This is a genomic window from Streptomyces gilvosporeus (assembly GCF_002082195.1).
GTDB classification, from domain to species: domain Bacteria; phylum Actinomycetota; class Actinomycetes; order Streptomycetales; family Streptomycetaceae; genus Streptomyces; species Streptomyces gilvosporeus.
Map to the genome: position 1 here is coordinate 7,542,479 of NZ_CP020569.1, position 17,535 is coordinate 7,560,013.

A 17,535-nucleotide genomic window follows, 5' to 3' on the forward strand; every position below is an offset into this window, starting at 1 on the left:
GGTCGCGAACTCAGCGGTCGTAGAGCGCGAAGAGCCGGCTCGCGGCCACCCGGCCTCGGTACGGGGCCAGCGCCGCATCGACGTCGGCGCTCGTTTCGGGGACGTCGAACTCGAGGTTGTGCGCGTAGCGTTCGGCCGCGTGACACAGCGGGAAGGCATGGGTGTCGTCGGTCCAGGTGTACTCGGTGAACTGCGCCGGGAGGGCATACGGCGAAACCGTCGAGCGGCCCTCCAGGCTGGGGACGACGTCGTGTTGGTTGACCAGTGAGAACACCCGGGTACCGGGGTCGGCGGGGCGCTTGCCGTCGACGGGCGAGCCGATCGCCACGCAGTGCGTGACGCGGTACAGCGCGCAGAAGTCGGGGTCGGCGGCGAGGTTCAGCGCGGTGATGCCGCCGAGGCTGTGCCCGATCAGGGCGATGTCGGTGCCGGAGGGCACCAGGGTGCGCAGGGCCCGCGTGACGGCGCGGGAGTAGGGAGTGGAGGTCCGGGCGACCGCGTGGATGGCGCCGAGCACGTCCTGGGGGCTTTCCTTCGAGATCGCGTCGGTGGCCATTCCGGCGAGCTGGACGACGTACCGCGTCACCGAGTCGGGGCCAATCACCCGTTGGACGAGCAGCATCCCCCCGGCGCCGAGGGTGCCGATGTTGCGCACGTAGCCGACGAGGGTGCCGGAGCGGTCGAGCCGTTCCAGCAGGGACGGGTCGGGGACGACGGGTTCGGCCCGGCCGGGGCCGCGGTCGAGGAGGGCCCAGATACGGCTGCTGATGCCGAAGAGCGGCTCTGCGGTGGTGAGGGTGCGGCCGGTGGCGATGTCCCAGCCGGTGGAGTCGTTGAACGGGTTCTCATCGGTGAGCGCGTTCCACGCGAGGATGTCGCCGAAGGACGGTGCGAGCAGGGCGAAGGCGCGTTCGGCGCCGCGGCTGCCGATGATGGACCGGAAGGCGCGCAGCGCTTCGGTCTGCCGGTCGTCCTCGATGGCCCGCAGCACCCGGCCGGTGTCGGGGTCGGTGAGCAGATCGGGATGGCTGACGGCCGCGGCCCGGATACGCGCCTTGAGCCCCGCCACGGCCAGGCTCACCGCGAGGCTTTCCCGGCTGGTGAGCACCCCGGCCAGCCAGGCGATGCGGGCGGCCGGCCGCCGGCCGTCGAAGGCCCAGCCCAGTCCCGCCGGGTCGGTGAGGGTCCCCACCAGGCAGCGCAGCACCGCGCGGGCCCGGCCGGCGCCGAGGGCCCGTGCCGGGAGGCGGCCGCCCAGGGCGAGTTCGCTGGTGTACTGGGCGGCTCGACGCACGGCGTCCGCGGCCTCACCCAGCTCGCGGCTCAGGTCGTGCAGCCCGGCCAGGTCCGGTGCGCTGTCGGTCTCGGGCATGGGTGGTGTCCCTCAGAATGGTCGGCGGTCGGGCGGGATCAGGAGCGGGCCAGGGTGAGGTGAATGCCGGAGGATTCCAGGGTGTCCGGCAGCGGACGGTGGGGATCGAGCCGGGGGCGGCCCGCGGTGACGCGGTGCTCGCGGAGCAGCTGTGCACAGATCTCGGTGGCGACCATGAGCCCGAGCCGAGCGCCCGGGCAGCGGCCCTCTCCATGGCCGAACGGCGCCATCCGCGGGTCGAGTTCGGCCCCCTCGGCCAGCCAGCGGCCGGGGATGAACAGACTGCCGCCGGGGACCACGTCGCCGTCACGCTGAAGGAATCCGACGGGGACGAGGACGTGCATCCCGGCCGGGCAGGGCATCCCGCGCCAGGTGGTGTCGGTGCGCAGGATCCGCAGCAGGTCGGGGACGACGGGATAGAGCCGCAGGCTCTCCAGGGCGCAGGCCCCCAGCCGGGCGGTGTCGAGGGCATGCGGCGCCTCGTACAGCGCGGTCTGTTCGGCGGGGTGGAAGGCGAGCAGCAGCAGCGTACGGGCGACGATGGCGGCGACCGAATCGAGCGCCAGGAGCCAGTGGTGGGCCTGGCCCACGGCGTCGACGTCCTCGTCACAGGCGGCGGCCCTGACGCGCCCGAGCAGGGTGGCCGCCGGGGCGTGCGGGGCGTAGACATGCAGCCGGGTGGCAGCGGCCTCGTACAGCCGCCGGCCGGCCGGAGTCGGGCCCTGTCGCACCGCCCCCCAGTTGCCCTCCTTGCGCAGGGCGAGCAGCCAGCCGTGCAGTTCCTCGTCCCCGGCGGCCTGGTCGCCCAGCGTGATACGGCGTGAGATGCGCTGAACGGCGCGCCGCAGCCGGGCGAACGGAAGGGCGGGGCCGGTGGTGAGCCGGGTGCATTCCTCGGCGATGACGGTGCGGAACGCGTCCCAGGAGGGGGGTACCGGCGCGTGGGGCGCCAGCACCTGGTCGTTGAGCGCGCGCCGCCTGTCGCGCAGATCGCCATGGGAGCAGATGACACCCGTGGGTTCGAAGACCGCGAGCATCTTGGTCTTGTCCACCGCGTCCAGGGCCAGTTCGCGCACCGGACGGGCGAAGAACTCCTGGACGTCGGCGGGGTCGAGCAGAACGAGCAGGTCACCGGAGGGCCCGCCGACCACCACAGGGGCACCGCCATGGCCCTCGCGCAGGGCGCGCAGGGTCGCGGCCGACCAGCGTGGCTGCCCCGCCGCGCCCAGCAGCCTGGTGACCGCGGGGCGCGGGGACGGGACTCCGCGTACGAAGGTCGGCAGGGTGTGGGTGAGGGCGAAGCGGAGGGACGCGCCCCGGCTCGCGCGGCCCGGCCGCACGGCGGACACCGGCCGGGTCATGCCTCCACGACCTTTCCCGGGTTGAGGAGGTTGCGCGGGTCGAAGAGCCGCTTGATCTCCCGGTGCAACGCATGGCTCACGGCGTCGAGTTCGCGGCCGAGCCAGGCGCGTTTCAGGGTGCCGATGCCGTGTTCACCGGTGGTGGTGCCGCCGAGTGCCAGCCCCGCCGCCATGATGTCGTCATAGGCGGTTCCGGCCCGCTGCACCTCGTCGGGATCGGACTCGTCGAAGACCACCGTGGGGTGCAGATTGCCGTCCCCGGCGTGACCGAGGGTGAAGATCCGCAGCCGGTGGCGCCGCGCGATCTCCTCGATCGTGCCGACGAACGTGGGCAGTTCGGACGGCGGTACGGCCACGTCCTCGATGAACGCCGTGGGCCGTCCGCCGAGCGTGGCGGCGAACGCGGTCAGCGCGGGGGACACCAGCCGCCGCGCCTCGATGATCTTCTGCGACTCGTCCGCGGTGCCCGCGGCCACCACCTGGTGGGCGCCGGCGTCCTCGCACAGCTTCTTCATCGCCGCGAGGTCCGGCGCCGGGTCGGGGGCGTCGCTCTCCACGATGAGGGTGGCGGCGCTGTCGGGGCGCAGCAGCGGGTGCCCGAACTCGGCGACGGCCTGGGAGGTCGCGCGGTCCAGCAGTTCCACGGCCGAGGGGGCGTACCCGCCGCCCGTGATGGCCGCGACCGCGTGCCCGGCCGCGGTCAGGCTCGGGAACTGTGCGAGCAGCGCGAGCGCGGCGGACCGGGCGGGCCGCAGGGCGAGAGTGGCCCCGACGATGACTCCGAGGGTGCCCTCCGAGCCGACGAAGAGCCGGGTCAGGTCGTACCCGGCCACACCCTTGGCCGTGTCGCGCCCGGTACGCATCCGCCGCCCGTCGGGGAGCACCACGTCCAGGCCGAGAACGTAGTCGGCCGTCACCCCGTACTTCACACAACAGATACCGCCGGCCCCGGTGGCGATGTTGCCGCCGATCGTGCAGGTCTCCCAGGACGCGGGGTCGGGCGGGTAGGTCAGTCCGTGTGCGGCGACGGCGTCGTTGAGACGTTTGGTGATGACGCCCGGCTCGCACCTGACGAGCCGGTTGACCGGGTCGATGGTGCCGATCCGGTCCATGCGGGTGGTGGCGAGCACGACGCAGCCGTCGACCGCGTTCGCGCCACCGGCGAGCCCGGTGCGCGCGCCTTGCGGGACGACGGGGACGCCGCACCCGTACGCGGTCCGCATCACCTCCTCGACCTGGGCGGCGGTGCGTGGCAGGACCACGACCGCGGGTAGGCCGGCCGTGGAGAACGGGGCGGCGTCCCGGGCATGCGCAGCCAGCGCCCCGGGGTCGGTCAGCAGGGTGTCGGCGGGGAGCCGGTCCCGAAGTTCGCTCAACAGCCGTGCAAAGTCAGGGGACATGCGGCCTTCCAGAGGTCGTGCGGCGCCGTGCGGCCAGGGGATTCGCGCGGTCGGGGGCTGGCGGGACGAGCGGATGGTGGGACGCCCGCCGGTGGTTCACAGCGAGGGCAGTTCCGTCGTGACGGGTACGTCGATCAGTACGGGGCCCTCGTCCTGGGCCGTGGCTTCACGGACGAGTTTCGTGAGGTCCCCGGCACTCTCGGCGCGCCGGGACCGCACCCCGTACCCGGCGGCGATCGCGAGGATGTCGAGCCCGGGAATCTCCAGGCCGGGGGCCCCTTGCGCGTGTTCGAGCTGGGCGAACCACTCCAGGATCGCGTAGCGCGCGTTGCTCAGCACCACGAAGGTGACCGGCACGCGGTAGGCCGCCGCGGTCCACAGGGCCTGTACGGCGTAATGGACCGAACCGTCGCCCAGGACCGCGACGACCGGCCGGTCGGGAGCGCCGAGTTGCGCACCGACGGCCGCCGCCGCGCCGAAACCGAGTCCGCCGCCGGCGGAGAAGAGGTAGGAGCCGGGGTTGCTGATCCGTGCCGCCTGGTGGAACTGCGGAACGTTGGACGGCGACTCGTTCACCCACAGCGTGTTTCCCGGCGCTCCCTCCACAACGGCCGCCAGTGCGGCGCCCGGCGGCAGCACACCGTCCTCCGTCCATGGGGTGCGCGAGGGCCGGTGAGGTGCCGGGGCGGACGTGCGGTCCGGGAAGTGGTCGGCGAGCGCCTGGGCCGTCAGCCCGGGGTCGGCGACGACCGCGTCACCGACGGGCGCCTTGGCCGCCTCGTCCGCGTCCCGGGTGAGGAGGACGAGTTCGGCACCGTCGGGCAGGTACGGGCCCGGCACGTAGGGGTAGTAGCGGAAGACCGGCGCCCCGATGACCACGACCAGGTCGTGGCCCTCCAGCGCGCGGGCGAGCGGACCGATGGCGGGCGGCAACTCACCGCGGTACAGCGGGTGGTCGTGGGGAAAGGAGACGCGGGCCGAGACGGGTGCTCCCCACACCGGGATGCCGCCGCGCTCGGCGAGTCGGACGACGGCGTCCCAGGCACCGGCGGCGTCCACATCGTCCCCCACGACCAGGACCGCGGAACGGGCCGTCGCGATGCGGTCGGCGAGCGCACGGACGGTCTCCGGGCGCGGGGCATTGGCGTGCTCGACTCTGCGGGCCGCCGTCCGCAGCGCGGTCCGGTCCTCCTCCTCCGTGACGGCCGCGTCGAAATCGTCCATCGGCAGGGAGAGCAACACCGGCCCGTGCGGCGGGGTTTCGGCGACCTGCACGGCGCGGGCGAGTGCGGCCGGTACGTCGGCCGGACGCGGCGGCTCGTACGCCCACTTGACGGCCGGCTGCGGCAGCAGCGTGGGCTGGGGGTTGGCGAGCAGCGCTTCCATGGTCAGCATCGCCCGCACCTGCTGCCCCGCGGTGACCACCATGGGAGTGCGGTTGGCGCGGGCGTTCAGAAGGGCACCCATCGCGTTCCCGGTGCCCGGACCGGTGTGCAGGTTGACGAGGGCGGTGGTCCCGGAGGCGAGCGCGTACCCGTCCGCCATGCCGACGACGACGGCCTCCTGGAGACCGAGGACGTACCGGAAATCGCCGGGAAAGTGCTTGAGGAAGGGCAGTTCGGTCGAGCCGGGGTTTCCGAAGACCGTGGTCATGCCCCGCGCCCTCAAGACGTCGAGGGCCGATTCCCGAACCGTGCGCATGAGGGTCCCTTCCCGCGGAGTCGACGGTGACGGTGGTCACAGCGCGTGAAGACCAATACAGCATGAGAGATACGGTCTTACAAAATGTCCGGATCTCTCCGTTTAGTCGCCTCCGAACCGCCGCACCAGGCTCTTCTCCGTGACGGCGCCGGACTTCCGTCAATCGGTCGTTCGGCAAACCCCACGTGCTGACGTTCTTGCGGTTTGCTGTGGCGATCCGGGTTACCACCGGATGCGGACGTGGGCCGCCGACGCGCCCCGTTCCCGTTGCCCTGGAAGGGAGACACGGCGATGCCGGAATGTCTGCAAGCGGACGCACGCCGCATGTTCATCGACGCCAACCTCCTCCGCGTCTTCGACCCCGACGTCCTGTACCACCCCGAAGACGACGGCGGCTTCGACGTGTCGACGACCGGTCTCGTCGGCGTGACTCTGTCCGGCCCGGTCGTGGCCTGCGGTACGCACGTGGGAGACGTACAGGTCGGTGCCGAACTGTGGGACGGTGCGCCGCCGGTCGAGGCCGGGGCATGGCAGGACGTCGCCGAGGTGTCCGTGCCGTGGGCCGGTCCGGTGATGCTGGTCTGCGGAGACGGCCCGGACGAGGACGAGGCGATCGAGGTGGGTCTGCCCGGTCCGGGCACGTACCGGCTGCGGGTGCATGCCCGGCACCGTGACGAGGGCGAGGACCGCGACGAAGGCGACCCCGTGGAGACACTGCTCATCCGGATATGGCCCGCCGAAGGGCCGAGGACGTCCGCCATCGTCCACAAGGCCACCAGCATCACCGGCGCCGTATGGCGCGGGGAGCACCGCGCCGGGCGGTAGGCGCGGACGGCGGGTCCGATGCTCAGGCGACCAGGTCGGGCAGCCGTTTCTCATAGAGCCAGGAGTGCAGGAGGGGGCGGGTCTCCTGGCCGGTGTGGTGTTCGGCGTGGGCGAGGAAGGTTGCGGTGTCGGCGGCGGCGTGGCGGTGGGCGGCGTGCCAGCTGCGCAGCAGGGCGAAGAAGCCGCCGTCACCGAGGGTCCGGCGCAGGGCGTGGAGGGTGCAGGCGCCGCGGACGTAGACCCGGTCGTCGAAGATCAGGCGCGGGCCGGGGTCGGCGATCCGCAGGTCCTGGGGGCGGTCGCGCAGTGAGCGCCATTCGGCGCGGGCGATCTCGTCGGCGGTGTCCTCGCCGATGTGCTCGGACCACAGCCACTCGGCGTAGGTGGCGAAGCCCTCGTTGAGCCAGATGTCGCGCCAGTCGCGCAGGCTGACGCTGTTGCCGTACCAGTGGTGGGCGATCTCGTGGGCCACCAGGGTTTCGGTGCCGCGCTGCCCGTCGATGTGGTTGCGGCCGAAGACCGACCGGGTCTGGTTCTCGACCGGGGCGCCGAGTTCGGCGTCGACCACCACCGCGCCGTACGCCTCGAAGGGATAGCGCCCGAAGTGGCCGCAGAACGCCCGGAGCATCTCCGGCTGCCGGGCCAGGTCGTGGGCCGCGTCCTTCGCCATCCATGCCGGGTACGCGTTGTGCAGGGCGATCGGCGGGTGGTCCGGGCCGACGGGGGCGGTGCCGTGGTCGTGGCGGAAGCGGCCGGTATAGAGCGCCGCGAGGTAGGGGGCCATGGGACCGGGGTGGTGGTACGTCCAGCAGGTGCCCCGGCCGGTGCGGTGGCGGTCCACCAGGGTGCCGTTGGCCAGGGCGTCGTGGCCTTGCGGGACGGTGATGCGGAAGGTGTAGGCGGCCTTGTCGTCCGGGCGGTCGTTGCAGGGGAACCACGAGGGCGCGCCGGTGGGTTGGGAGGCGACCATGGTGCCGTCGTACGGGTCGCCGGTGAGGTCCCAGCCGATCGGGCCGAACGGGGAGCGGATCGGCCGGGGCCGCCCGCGGTAGTCGATCTCCATGGTGAAGTGCGCGCCGGCGGGTAGCGGGTGCGGGGCGTCCAGGTACAGCTTGCCGTTCTGCTGTCGGGTGCGCACCCGGGTCCCGTCGATCCGGGCGGTGCGCGCGGTGAGCCGGGACAGGTCGAGTGCGACCCGCTCCAGGCGCTGGTTGGCCACCGCCTCGATGCGGGCCTGCCCGTCGAGGCCGGCCTTGGCCGGGTGGTAGGCGAGCCGCAGGTCGTAGGCGACGGTGCTGTGGGCGTAGCTGCCGTGGCGCGGGAAGTAGCGGGCGGCGGGGGGCTCGCCGAGGGCGTCGGCGGCCGTGGCGGCGAGCGGGAGCAGGGCGGCGCCCCTGATGAGAGCGCGCCGGCTGCATCGGGTCACGCGGCTGCACCGCCTTCCGTGCGGGTCGTGGCGGGACGTGTCAGGTGTTCGCCGGCGATCGGGTTGCCGGCCCACCGGGTGTGCGCGGGCACGCTTTCGCCGCGCATGACCAGGGAGGACGGCGCGATCGAGGCCCGCGCCCCGATGTCGGTCCCGGGCAGCACGATGCCGTGCGGCCCGAGCGAGGATCCCTCGGCGAGGCGGACGGTGTCCAGGCGCATGATCCGGTCGTGGAACAGATGGGTCTGGAGGACACAGCCGCGGTTGACGCTGACGCCGTCGCCGACGGTGACCAGGTCGGTCTCCGGTAGCCAGTAGCTCTCCAGCCAGACCCCGCGACCGATCTTGGCGCCGAGGCTGCGCAGCCACCAGTTGAGCACCGGGGTGCCGGTGAAGGCCCCGGCCATCGACGGGACGGCGAGGGATTCGACGAAGGTGTCGTAGAGCTCGTTGCGCCAGACGAACGCGGACCACAGCGGGTGTTCGCCCGGCGTGAAGCGGCCGACCAGCAGCCATTTCGCCGCGGTGGTGGTGAGCAGTGCGGTGAGCCCGGCGGCCAGCAGCAGCGGCGCGCCGACCAGCGCCGCGAGGCCGGGCCCGCCGACGTCGAGGGCGTCCTGTTCGGTCAGCAGGACGGCCTCGGCCAGCGCCACCCCGCACATCAACGGCAGGACGCGGCAGAGTTCGACGGCGGCCCGGGCCACGACCAGACGGCGCGGCGGCGCGAAGGTGCGCGCGGGATCGGCCTCCGCGGCCACGCGGGGCAGCGGCATGGCGGGCCGGCCGAGCCAGGACGTGCCGGGTTCGCCCTGTGCGGGGGCGTTGGAGAGCACGCCGACCAGGCTGTGGTCGGGGACGTCATGGCCGGGGGCGACGATGCCGGAGTTGCCGACGAACGCCCGACGCCCGATCCGTACGGTCCCCAACCGCAGCCATCCGCCGCGGAGTTCGAAGGGGGCGACGAGGGTGTCGTCGGCGAGGAAGGCGCCGTCCTCGACGCGCAGCAGGGACGGCAGCGGCAGCACGGTGGAGATCTCGGCGTGCCGACCGACCTCGGCCCCGAGCAGTCGCAGCCACCGCGGGGTGGCGAGGCTGGCGTAGAGCGGGAAGAGGCTGCCGCGGGCGCCGTCCAGGAGGCGGGTGACCAGCCAGGCCCGCCAGGCCACGCCGCCGCTCGCGGGGTGCAGCCCGGGGGTGATGCCGCGGCCGAGGAGCCGTACCGCCGCGGCGGTCACCAGGACCGAGCTGCCGGTGGTGACGACGGCGAAGACCGGGGCGGCGACCAGCAGCCGCAGCGCCGCGTCGGTGAGTGTGGCGCAGTCGCGGACGAGGACGTACGCGGCGATCAGGGCGGGTGCGGTGGCGAGCAGGGAGAGCAGCGGCAGGCCCAGGAGGGTGAGTGCATAGGCGGCGGTCCAGCGGCGGGAGCGCTGCCAGCGGGGGGCGGGCCAGGCGTCGCGGGTGTGCCGGTCGCAGGGGCGGGCCGGGGAGCCGGTCCAGCTCTCGCCGTCGGGAATCTCGCCGTCCAGGCAGCCGCCCGGCCCGAGTTCGGCGCCGCGGCCCAGGACGGCGCCGGGCATCAGCATGCCGCGGTGGGCGACCCTCGCTCCGGCGCCGATCCGGACGGCTCCGATGTGCAGGACGTCGCCGTCCAGCCACCAGCCGGAGATGTCGGCCTCGGGTTCGACGCTGCAACCGTCGCCGAGTTCAGCCAGACCGGTGACCGGCGGCATGGTGTGCAGCGCCACGTTCCGTCCGGTGCGGCAGCCCAGGGCGCGGGCGTAGAGCCGGGCCCAGGGGGTGCCGAGCAGCGAGGGGACGCCGAAGGCGGCGACGGTGCGCTCGGCGGTCCACAGGCGCAGATGGGCGGCACCGCCGCGCGGGTAGGCGCCGGGGGTGAGGGAGCCGGCGAGCGTGCGGGCGGTCAGCGCGCCGATCGTGCACCGCATGGGGGCGCTGAAGAGCACCACCCAGCCGACGACCACCGCCCACCAGGCGGTGTACGGGGCCCAGGCGTGCGGGGCCAGCAGCCCCAGCAGATTGTCGGCGAACGCCAGCCCGACGAGTCCGCGCAGTCCGGCGACGCCGTACAGAACGCTCTGGACGAGGAGTTGGACGGCCGCGGCACGGCGCGGCACCGGGCGCACCGGGCGGGCCTCGGCCACCGGGCCGCCGAGCGAGTCGAGATGCTCGGCCATCTCGCGCAGCACCGGGTGACGGTAGAGGTCGGCGACCGAGACGCCCGGGTGCCGGGTCCGGAGCAGGGACGCCATCCTGGCGGCGATCAGGCTGGTGCCGCCGAGGGAGACGAAGTCGCTGTCCGGTCCCGGCCGTACGCCGAGGAGTTCCTCCCAGACGCCGGCGAGGCGGGCGGCGGTGCCGTGCAGTTGCGGGGCCGGGCCGTCGGGGTGCGCCTCTTCGCGGGCGGACGGCAGCGGCCAGGGCAGGGCCGCGCGATCGACCTTGCCGGACGTCCGGGTGGGCAGCACGTCGACCTCGGCCAGGACGGGCACCAGTTGCGCGGGGAGCCGCTCCTTGAGCAGCGCGCGGGCCTTGTCCGGCTCGAAGCTGGATCCGTCGGCGGTGCGCCGCTCGGGCACTACGTACCCGACCAGGACCTGGGTGCCGGCCGGCGTGGTCTGCACGGCCGCGGCGGCGCCGCGGACGCCGGGCAGTGCGCCGAGGGCGGCGTCGAGTTCGCCCAACTCGATGCGGCGTCCGCCGAGTTTGATCTGGTCGTCGGCGCGGCCGACGAAGATCAGGCCCTCGGGATCGGCGCGCACCAGGTCGCCGGTGCGGTAGGCACGGGCGGTCCGCAGCACGTCGTCGGGCCGGAAGCGCTCGGCGTCCTTGGCGGGGTCGAGGTAGCGGGCGGTGCCCACGCCGCCGATGAGCAGCTCTCCCTCCGCGCCGTACGGCACCGGCTGCCCGGTCGGGTCGACGACGGCGAGCTGCCAGCCGTCCAGGGGCAGGCCGATGCGGACCGGCTGCCCCGGGAGGAGGCGGGCGGCGCAGGCGACAACGGTGGTTTCGGTCGGGCCGTAGGTGTTCCACATTTCGCGCCCGGGACCGGCGAGGCGGTCGACGAGCCCGGCCGGGCAGGCCTCACCTCCCACGATCAGGAGCCGGACCCGGTGCATCGCCTCGTCGGGCCAGAGCGCGGCGAGGGTGGGCACGGTGGAGACCACGGTGATCCCCCGGTCGACCAGCCACGGGCCGAGCTCGTGGCCGGCCCGGACCAGCGAGCGGGGGGCGGGAACCAGGCAGGCGCCGTGCCGCCAGGCCAGCCACATCTCCTCGCAGGAGGCGTCGAACGCTACGGACAGACCGGCCAGCACCCGGTCGCCGGGGCCCAGCGGCCGGTCCTGGCAGAAGAGCCCGGCCTCGGCGTCGACGAAGGCGGCGGCGGATCGGTGACTGACCGCCACGCCCTTGGGCGCGCCGGTCGAGCCCGAGGTGAAGATGATCCAGGCGTCGTCCGCGGGGCGCGGCGGACGGGGTGTACCGGTGGGCCGCGCCAGACCGGGCGGCGGGCCGTCCGGTCCGAGGACGGCGCAGACGTCGGCCTCCCGGAAGACGGTGGCGGCCCGCTCGTCGGGGTCGTCGGCGTCGACCGGTACGTAGGCGGCTCCGCTGCGCAGGACGGCGAGGATCGACAGGTACAACTCCGCGCTCCCGGAGGGCACGCGGATTCCGACCCGGTCCCCGGGGCCGATCCCGCGGTCCCCGAGCTGCCGCGCGCGGCGTTCCGTCTCGGTGCACAGGTCCCGGTAGGTGAACACGGCGGAGCCCGTGTCCAGGGCGATTGCCTGCGGGTATGCGTCGGCGGTGGCGTCGAGCACATCGAGCAGGGTCCGCGGCCCCGGGGTGCCGGTGGTGCGGTACACGGCCCGTGGGGCCGGCGGGGGCCCGGACGGCTCGGAAGTGGAATCGAGAAGGGGCGACGACATCACTATGCCTTTGTTCAGTGCCGGTGGGCCGATAGCCCTCGGACATTCACCCCGGCAGATGCCGCTCGACAGGCACCGGGTTCTTCGCCCGGAACCAAGAAATCGCAAATCGAACGATTCGTGAAGAAGTCGTCGACTGGCCTGGCCAGGTGGCGCCGAGAAATCGATTTCGGCACCTGACCACCGCGTGGGAAAGAATTGACCCATTCCGGAAACTGTTTTCGGGTGACCTCGCCCATGCTAAAAGCCCCCAGTTCAGCGGAGCTTCGCCGGACGGTCACCGTCCGCCCGGCCGGACCTCCGCCAGGAATTCGGGACCTGATAAATACTCATCGAATTCTCATCCGCGCCTCATTCACCTTTCAATGTGTCGTCATCATCGGATCCCGGCGGCGCGTTCGCCGGTCTTCCGGTAATGGCAGTCGGGCGGCCTGTGTGGCGGTGGGTCAGGCCGCCCCGTTCGTCGGCTGTCTGCGGAGGCGTCTATTGCCGGAGCTGGTCGGCGATCTCGCGGGAGAAGGCCGAAACCTGGGTGTAGACGCCGGGTGTGGGTGTGGACGCGTTGTCGGGGGACAGGTGGCTGACGATCCCGATCAGCTTTCCGCCGGCGACGAGCGGACCGCCGCTGTCACCTTCGGCGTGGTGGGCACCGGTGACCCGGTCGTTGGCGCAGGTGTGCATCCAGGGGTGGAAGTCGCCCCAGGGATTGAGCAGTTGGCAGGTCCTGTCGGGCAGCACGCGCAGGTGCGCCGCTCGCAGGACGTTCGCCGGATGGTCCTCGTCGTCCAGCACGCCCCAGCCATAGACCCGTGCGCCGGTACCCGGCCGGTACAGACCGCTGTCGGCGGCGGTGGCGAGCGGCAGCGGGGTGTACTTCGCCGGCATGGGCCTGTCGAGCGTGAGGACGGCGACGTCGTTCTCGAGGTGGCGCCCGAACCGCGGGTGGATCCAGACCTTGGTCACCTTGCGCAGGACGCCCGCATGGCCGCGCAGGTCGGTGCGGCCCGCGACGGCCCCCAGATCGGTGGGTGCTTCGTCGACGACGCAGTGAGCGGCGGTGACGACCTTCGTCGGGGTCGCCAGGGTGCCACCGCAGAACTGCCCCGAGCGCGGGTAGGTATCGGTCTGCCGCCACAGGTTGACGGCGACGATCCAGGGTGCCTGCGCCGTACTCGTCTGCTGCCCGCCGACGATGGCGTGGGCGGGCGGGGCCGGCAGCGCGGCGAAACCGAGGGCGACGAGCGCCATGAGACACAGGAGACGGGCAGTCCGAGCGGGCGGGCCCGCGTGCAGGTGTCGTCCGGTCATCGGGACTGCCCTTCCTGCCCGGCTGTCGGCCCGGCCGTCCGTCCGGCCGTCTGCGTGGCCGGCTGTCCGGTGATCCGGCTTTCGAGGAGCGCGTAGTAGGAGGCGGTCTTGACGGCGACCCCCGGATAGAGGCGGTCGGTGCAGCTGCCGCCGCCGCTGATGACGCCGACGAGCCGGCCGTCGACGACGACCGGTCCTCCGCTGTCCCCGTAGCAGGCGTTGACGCCGCCGGCCGGATAGCCCAGGCACATCGTGTAGCGCTTCTGGTAGCGCCGGCTGCCGTACGCGGTGACGCACTGCTCGTCACCCCGGTTGGGGATCAGCGCGGTCTGGAGCGGCGGAACCCGGTCGTCGTCCGCCCGGCCCGTTGTGGAGCCCCAGCCCAGGACCCTGTTGGGCGCGCCTTCCTCGTACAGCTTCTGCTGCGCCGGAGTGGCGAGCGGCAAGACCCGGTATTTCATGGGGGCGTTGAGGGTGAGGACCGCGAGGTCGTGCGCGTAGGTGGCGCCGCTGCCCTCGGTGTCGGCCTTGGGGTGGATCCACAGTTTCGCGACCTTGCGGACCGTGCCCCGGCCGGTCTGCCGGAGGTCCTCCCGCCCGCCGACCACGCGAACGGTGTCGATGGTGGCCTGTTTCACGCAGTGGGACGCGGTCAGCACCTTGTCCGGCGCGACCAGCGTGCCCGCGCATTCCGGCGTCTGCACGTCGTCGGCCGACGTCAGGGCGACCGTCCAGGGATACCGCGTGATGTCGGCGCGGTCCCCACCGACGACCGCGGCGGCGGACGGGGCGGTCGAGACGACCAGCGCCGCCCCGGTCAACACTGCCCCTATCAGGGCACCTTGGCGTATTCCCGCCGAGTTCATCGCACCTCCATGGTGATCGGACAATGTCGCCCTGGGAGAGGCCGCACACCGCCGCACGGTTGTCCGCGAAATGGCCACGTGCGCGCACGCCCCGGCGGACGCCGTCCCCACCCCGCTCGGGGGCCGCACCGAGCCGCCCGGCACCGCAAGGTGAAGGCCGTGCCGACCGGGCTCGGATCCCCCTGCCCGCCCGCGCCCCGGCCGTATACAAGCTCCCGTCTGTTGACGAGCCTGACGGGGGAGAAGCCGGGGGGAGAGGCTGCGGCAGGACGATCCTGCGCGGATCGGGGACTTTGTGACGTTGGCCCGTCTGGATGCCGACGGCAGCCGGGGCGTGCCCGAGCGGCGCTATCTGGCGCGCAGCGCTGACGGCGGGCGCACCGTGCTGGCGTGCCTGCCGCCGGCCGGCGGCGACCCGGCGCGGTGGGCGACCGAGGCGCAGCAGGCGGCCCGGCTGACTCAGCCCGGGTTCTGGCCGGTCGCCCAGGTCGGGGGGACGCCGGCCTTTCCCTGGTACTCCGCGCCCTACCGGCCTGCGTTGCCGTTGCCCGCCGTCCTGGCGGCGTACGGCGGGCCGCTGCCGGAATCGTCGGTCCGCACGCTCGGCGGCACGCTGGCCGAAGCCCTGGCCTCGGCGCACGTCCTGGGCATCGTGCACGGCGGCGTCTGCCCGGCGGCCGTGCTGCTGACCGCCTGCGGGCCGCTCCTGGGCTGTTTCGGCGCGACCCGCGCGACCGCAGTGGCGGGGGACCCGTCCGCATCGGCCGCCGCGCTGGAGACCGGCTGCCTCGCTCCCGAAACGGCGGCGGGCGGACCGGCGGACCGGGCCGGTGACGTCTACGCCCTGGGCGCCGTGCTGGCGTACGCGGCGACCGGGCAGACCGTGCCCGAGCGGCAGGAGATCCCCGTCGGCCTGCGGGAGATCGTCACGGCATGCCGTTCGCGAGACCCGCAGGGTCGGCCCGAACCGGCAAGGGTGCTGGCCGAGTTGCTGCCGGGCGCGGCGTACGGCGCGCTGACCGCCGCACGGGAGCCGGTGTCGCTGCCCGGCCGGGTCGTCGAGGCGTTGTCCCGTCAGTCGGCGGAGCTGCTCGCCGCCGCGCTCCCCTCCCCGGGGCGCTGAAGACCATGCTCTCCCCTTTTCCGCACGACGACCGGCAAGAGCGCTGAGGCCGTGATCTCTCCCCTTCTGCATGACGACCCGCACACCGTCGGGCCGTTCCGCATCCTCGCCCGCCTCGGCGCGGGCGGTGTACTTCGGAGCGGACGCCTCCGGACGCCCCGCCGCGGTGAAGGTCCTGCTGCCGGAACTCGCCCACGACGGACACCTGGCCGACCGATTCCTCCGGGAGGCGCGGACCGCGCAGGCGGTGACCAGCGAGGGCGTGGCGCGCGTACTGGCCGCCGAACTGGAGGGCGGCAGGCCGTGGATCGCCACGGAATTCCTGGCCGGCCCGACGCTGGACGACGCCGTCAGGGGCTTCGGGCCGCTCGACGACGCCGCCGTGCGGGAGCTGACGCGGTCCCTGGCCCGCACACTCCAGGACGTCCACGCCACGGGGCTGGTCCACCGGGACGTGAAGCCCCCCAACGTCGTCCTCACCTCGCGCGGCCCCTCGGAAGCGGGACCGCTGCGGTCCGCCATCGACGGCACCACCGTCTATCTCGGCGGCACCAGCCTGGCGGCGGTGGAGGCGTCCGGCGGCCGCGAGCTGTGGGCCCTCAACCCGATGCGGCCGCCGAACAGCCGGGGCACCGCCGGGTGGGGGCCGCCCACCGTCGCCGGCGGGGTGGTCTATGCGCTGGACTGTGAAGCCCTGAAGTCGCTGCACTCCGACGGCGGCCAGGCAGCCGACCCGGTGATGGTCGCCGGTGTCGCCCCGCCGTGGCGGCCACCGGTCGTCCAGGGAAACAGCGTCTGGGTGGTGGAGAGCGAGGACACCGGGGTGACCGGCCTGCCACGCTCCGGCGGGGACCAGAGCCAGACGTATGCCCTAGCCGGCGGCGAAGCCCGCTCCATCGCCGCCGACGGCAACCGTCTTTTCGTCCTCAACCGTGCGACGCTGCTGGCGCTGCCGGTGTACTGAGACCGCGCACCCTAGGGCCTGTCCGATGGGTCAGGCCCTAGAAGCTGAAGCTCATGAACGCCCCGTATCCGCGCTCGGCCGCCGCGGTGAGGAAGGTGACAAGTTCGTCGTAGGCGTCCTTGAGCCACTCCAGTTCATCCTCGGGGCGGAATCGCCACGTGTTGGGGTACACGTTCTCCCGCGTCATCCGTTGCGGGTCGTAGTGGGCCGCCAACTGTTCCCACGGGGTCGCCCGCAGCTGTCGTGCCAGGCTCTCTATCTGCTCCGCCGACCACCCGAACAGGGTGCCGTCCTCCAGGATCGAGAACCCGTCCATCAGGAAGTCGAGGGACACGTCCGCCGCGTCGAAGAGGAACTGGAGGCCGGCGAACGCCTTGTCCGGGCCGCCGTAAGGACGGTCCGGCATCGGAAAGTCGTCGCTGCCGTACAGCTCGCCGAGGAAGGCATCGGCCCAACTCGGCTCCTTCTCCGCCCTGTTCAGCTCCTCGGTTGTCGCGCAGATGAACCCGATGCTCACGCCCATGGAAAACCGTCCCCCTCGGTGTACCGCTCGGTATGCCGCTTCTCGACCCATGGATCGCCCCATGGATCGCCCCATGGACCGGCCCATTGATCGACGCATTGATCGAACAACGTCGGTGAGTTTTCCATACGGCTCTGACAACGGCGCTGACCTGCGCGGACGGCGCATGCTGGGACATGCCGCCAGCCCGCCCCGGGGGCCTCATACCCCCTCCGGGTACGATGCGGAACAGGTCATTCGACAGCGCACGGGAGGTCGCCGGTGTCCGGGCAGTGGAGAGCTACCGCCTTGTGCGGTCGGCTGCTGCTGTTCACCGCGCTGCTCTTCGGCATCGTCGCGATGCACAGCCTCGGACACCCCGCCGATCACTGCGCGTCCCGTGCGTCCGGCGGTACGGCCATGTCCGTCGGCACCACCGCGACGGCCGCTCTCATGCCCGTGCACCACATCGCGGACCCCGCGGCCGACGCACACCGGGCCGATCACCCGAAGCCCGTCGGAGGGATGGACCCGTCGTCCGTCTGCCTGGCCGTGCTCGGCGCCGGGGTCCTCGCGCTGCTGCTCGGCGCGGCCTTCGTGCACCGGCCGACGGACGTACCGGCCGCCGTCCTCGCGCGGCTGCCGCACGCCCTCCGGCCGATTCCACCGCCCCGCCGCAGAACGCTCCTCGCCCAGTTGTCGGTGCGGCGCGTATAGGAACGCCAGCCGCCGCTCCC

General features: G+C 73.1%; 12 protein-coding genes and 1 pseudogene. 4 read left to right on the top strand and 9 right to left on the bottom strand.

The annotated features are described in order from the left end of the window. Positions 1–10 precede the first annotated feature (10 nt). From B1H19_RS33355 to mdlC, 4 genes are all read right to left on the bottom strand, one after another. Positions 11–1,372 (bottom strand): alpha/beta hydrolase family protein, encoded by a 1,362-nt coding sequence (locus B1H19_RS33355; protein ID WP_083108618.1) that lies wholly within the window; start codon positions 1,370–1,372, stop codon positions 11–13. A gap of 38 nt (positions 1,373–1,410) precedes the next feature. Further along, positions 1,411–2,733 (bottom strand): cytochrome P450, encoded by a 1,323-nt coding sequence (locus B1H19_RS33360; protein WP_083108619.1) that lies wholly within the window; start codon positions 2,731–2,733, stop codon positions 1,411–1,413. Then, the gene (locus B1H19_RS33365) at positions 2,730–4,133 is read right to left on the bottom strand and encodes an FAD-binding oxidoreductase (RefSeq protein WP_083108620.1); all 1,404 of its coding nucleotides are present in this window, start codon (positions 4,131–4,133) and stop codon (positions 2,730–2,732) included. Before B1H19_RS33365 ends, B1H19_RS33360 begins: the two co-directional genes overlap by 4 nt. A 96-nt stretch (positions 4,134–4,229) precedes the next feature. After that, complete coding sequence (gene mdlC, locus B1H19_RS33370) at positions 4,230–5,786, bottom strand: benzoylformate decarboxylase (protein ID WP_237289651.1); 1,557 nt, start codon at positions 5,784–5,786, stop codon at positions 4,230–4,232. A 339-nt stretch (positions 5,787–6,125) separates the two neighbouring features. On the opposite strand from mdlC, the gene B1H19_RS33375 reads away from it, so the two are divergent. After that, positions 6,126–6,659: a hypothetical protein gene (locus B1H19_RS33375; RefSeq protein WP_083108622.1), complete on the top strand. Its 534-nt coding sequence runs from the start codon at positions 6,126–6,128 to the stop codon at positions 6,657–6,659. Positions 6,660–6,681: 22 nt separating this feature from the next. On the opposite strand, the gene B1H19_RS33380 is transcribed toward B1H19_RS33375, so the two are convergent. From B1H19_RS33380 to B1H19_RS33395, 4 genes are all read right to left on the bottom strand, one after another. Beyond that, complete coding sequence (locus tag B1H19_RS33380; RefSeq protein WP_083108623.1) at positions 6,682–8,085, bottom strand: M1 family metallopeptidase; 1,404 nt, start codon at positions 8,083–8,085, stop codon at positions 6,682–6,684. Next, a complete protein-coding gene (gene pls / locus B1H19_RS33385) occupies positions 8,082–12,035 on the bottom strand; it encodes an epsilon-poly-L-lysine synthase Pls (protein WP_083108624.1) in 3,954 nt (1,317 codons plus the stop codon). Before pls ends, B1H19_RS33380 begins: the two co-directional genes overlap by 4 nt. A 483-nt stretch (positions 12,036–12,518) precedes the next feature. Beyond that, positions 12,519–13,283: a S1 family peptidase gene (locus B1H19_RS33390; RefSeq protein ID WP_159028202.1), complete on the bottom strand. Its 765-nt coding sequence runs from the start codon at positions 13,281–13,283 to the stop codon at positions 12,519–12,521. Positions 13,284–13,339: 56 nt separating this feature from the next. Then, positions 13,340–14,209 (bottom strand): S1 family peptidase, encoded by an 870-nt coding sequence (locus B1H19_RS33395; RefSeq protein ID WP_083108626.1) that lies wholly within the window; start codon positions 14,207–14,209, stop codon positions 13,340–13,342. A gap of 295 nt (positions 14,210–14,504) precedes the next feature. Between B1H19_RS33395 and B1H19_RS33400 the strand changes: the two genes are divergently transcribed. Then, on the top strand, positions 14,505–15,332 hold the full coding sequence (locus B1H19_RS33400; protein ID WP_083108627.1) for a protein kinase family protein: 828 nt from the start codon (positions 14,505–14,507) through the stop codon (positions 15,330–15,332). Positions 15,333–15,386: 54 nt separating this feature from the next. Continuing rightward, a pseudogene (locus B1H19_RS40925) lies at positions 15,387–15,825 on the top strand (protein kinase domain-containing protein); the annotation flags it as partial. Between the two features lie 508 nt (positions 15,826–16,333). On the opposite strand, the gene B1H19_RS33410 reads toward B1H19_RS40925, so the two are convergent. Continuing rightward, positions 16,334–16,819, bottom strand: coding sequence for a DUF1877 family protein (locus tag B1H19_RS33410; RefSeq protein ID WP_083108628.1), 486 nt, complete (start codon positions 16,817–16,819; stop codon positions 16,334–16,336). A 261-nt stretch (positions 16,820–17,080) separates the two neighbouring features. Between B1H19_RS33410 and B1H19_RS33415 the strand changes: the two genes are divergently transcribed. Next, a complete protein-coding gene (locus B1H19_RS33415) occupies positions 17,081–17,515 on the top strand; it encodes a DUF6153 family protein (protein WP_237289652.1) in 435 nt (144 codons plus the stop codon). The last annotated feature ends 20 nt before the right edge of the window (positions 17,516–17,535 follow it).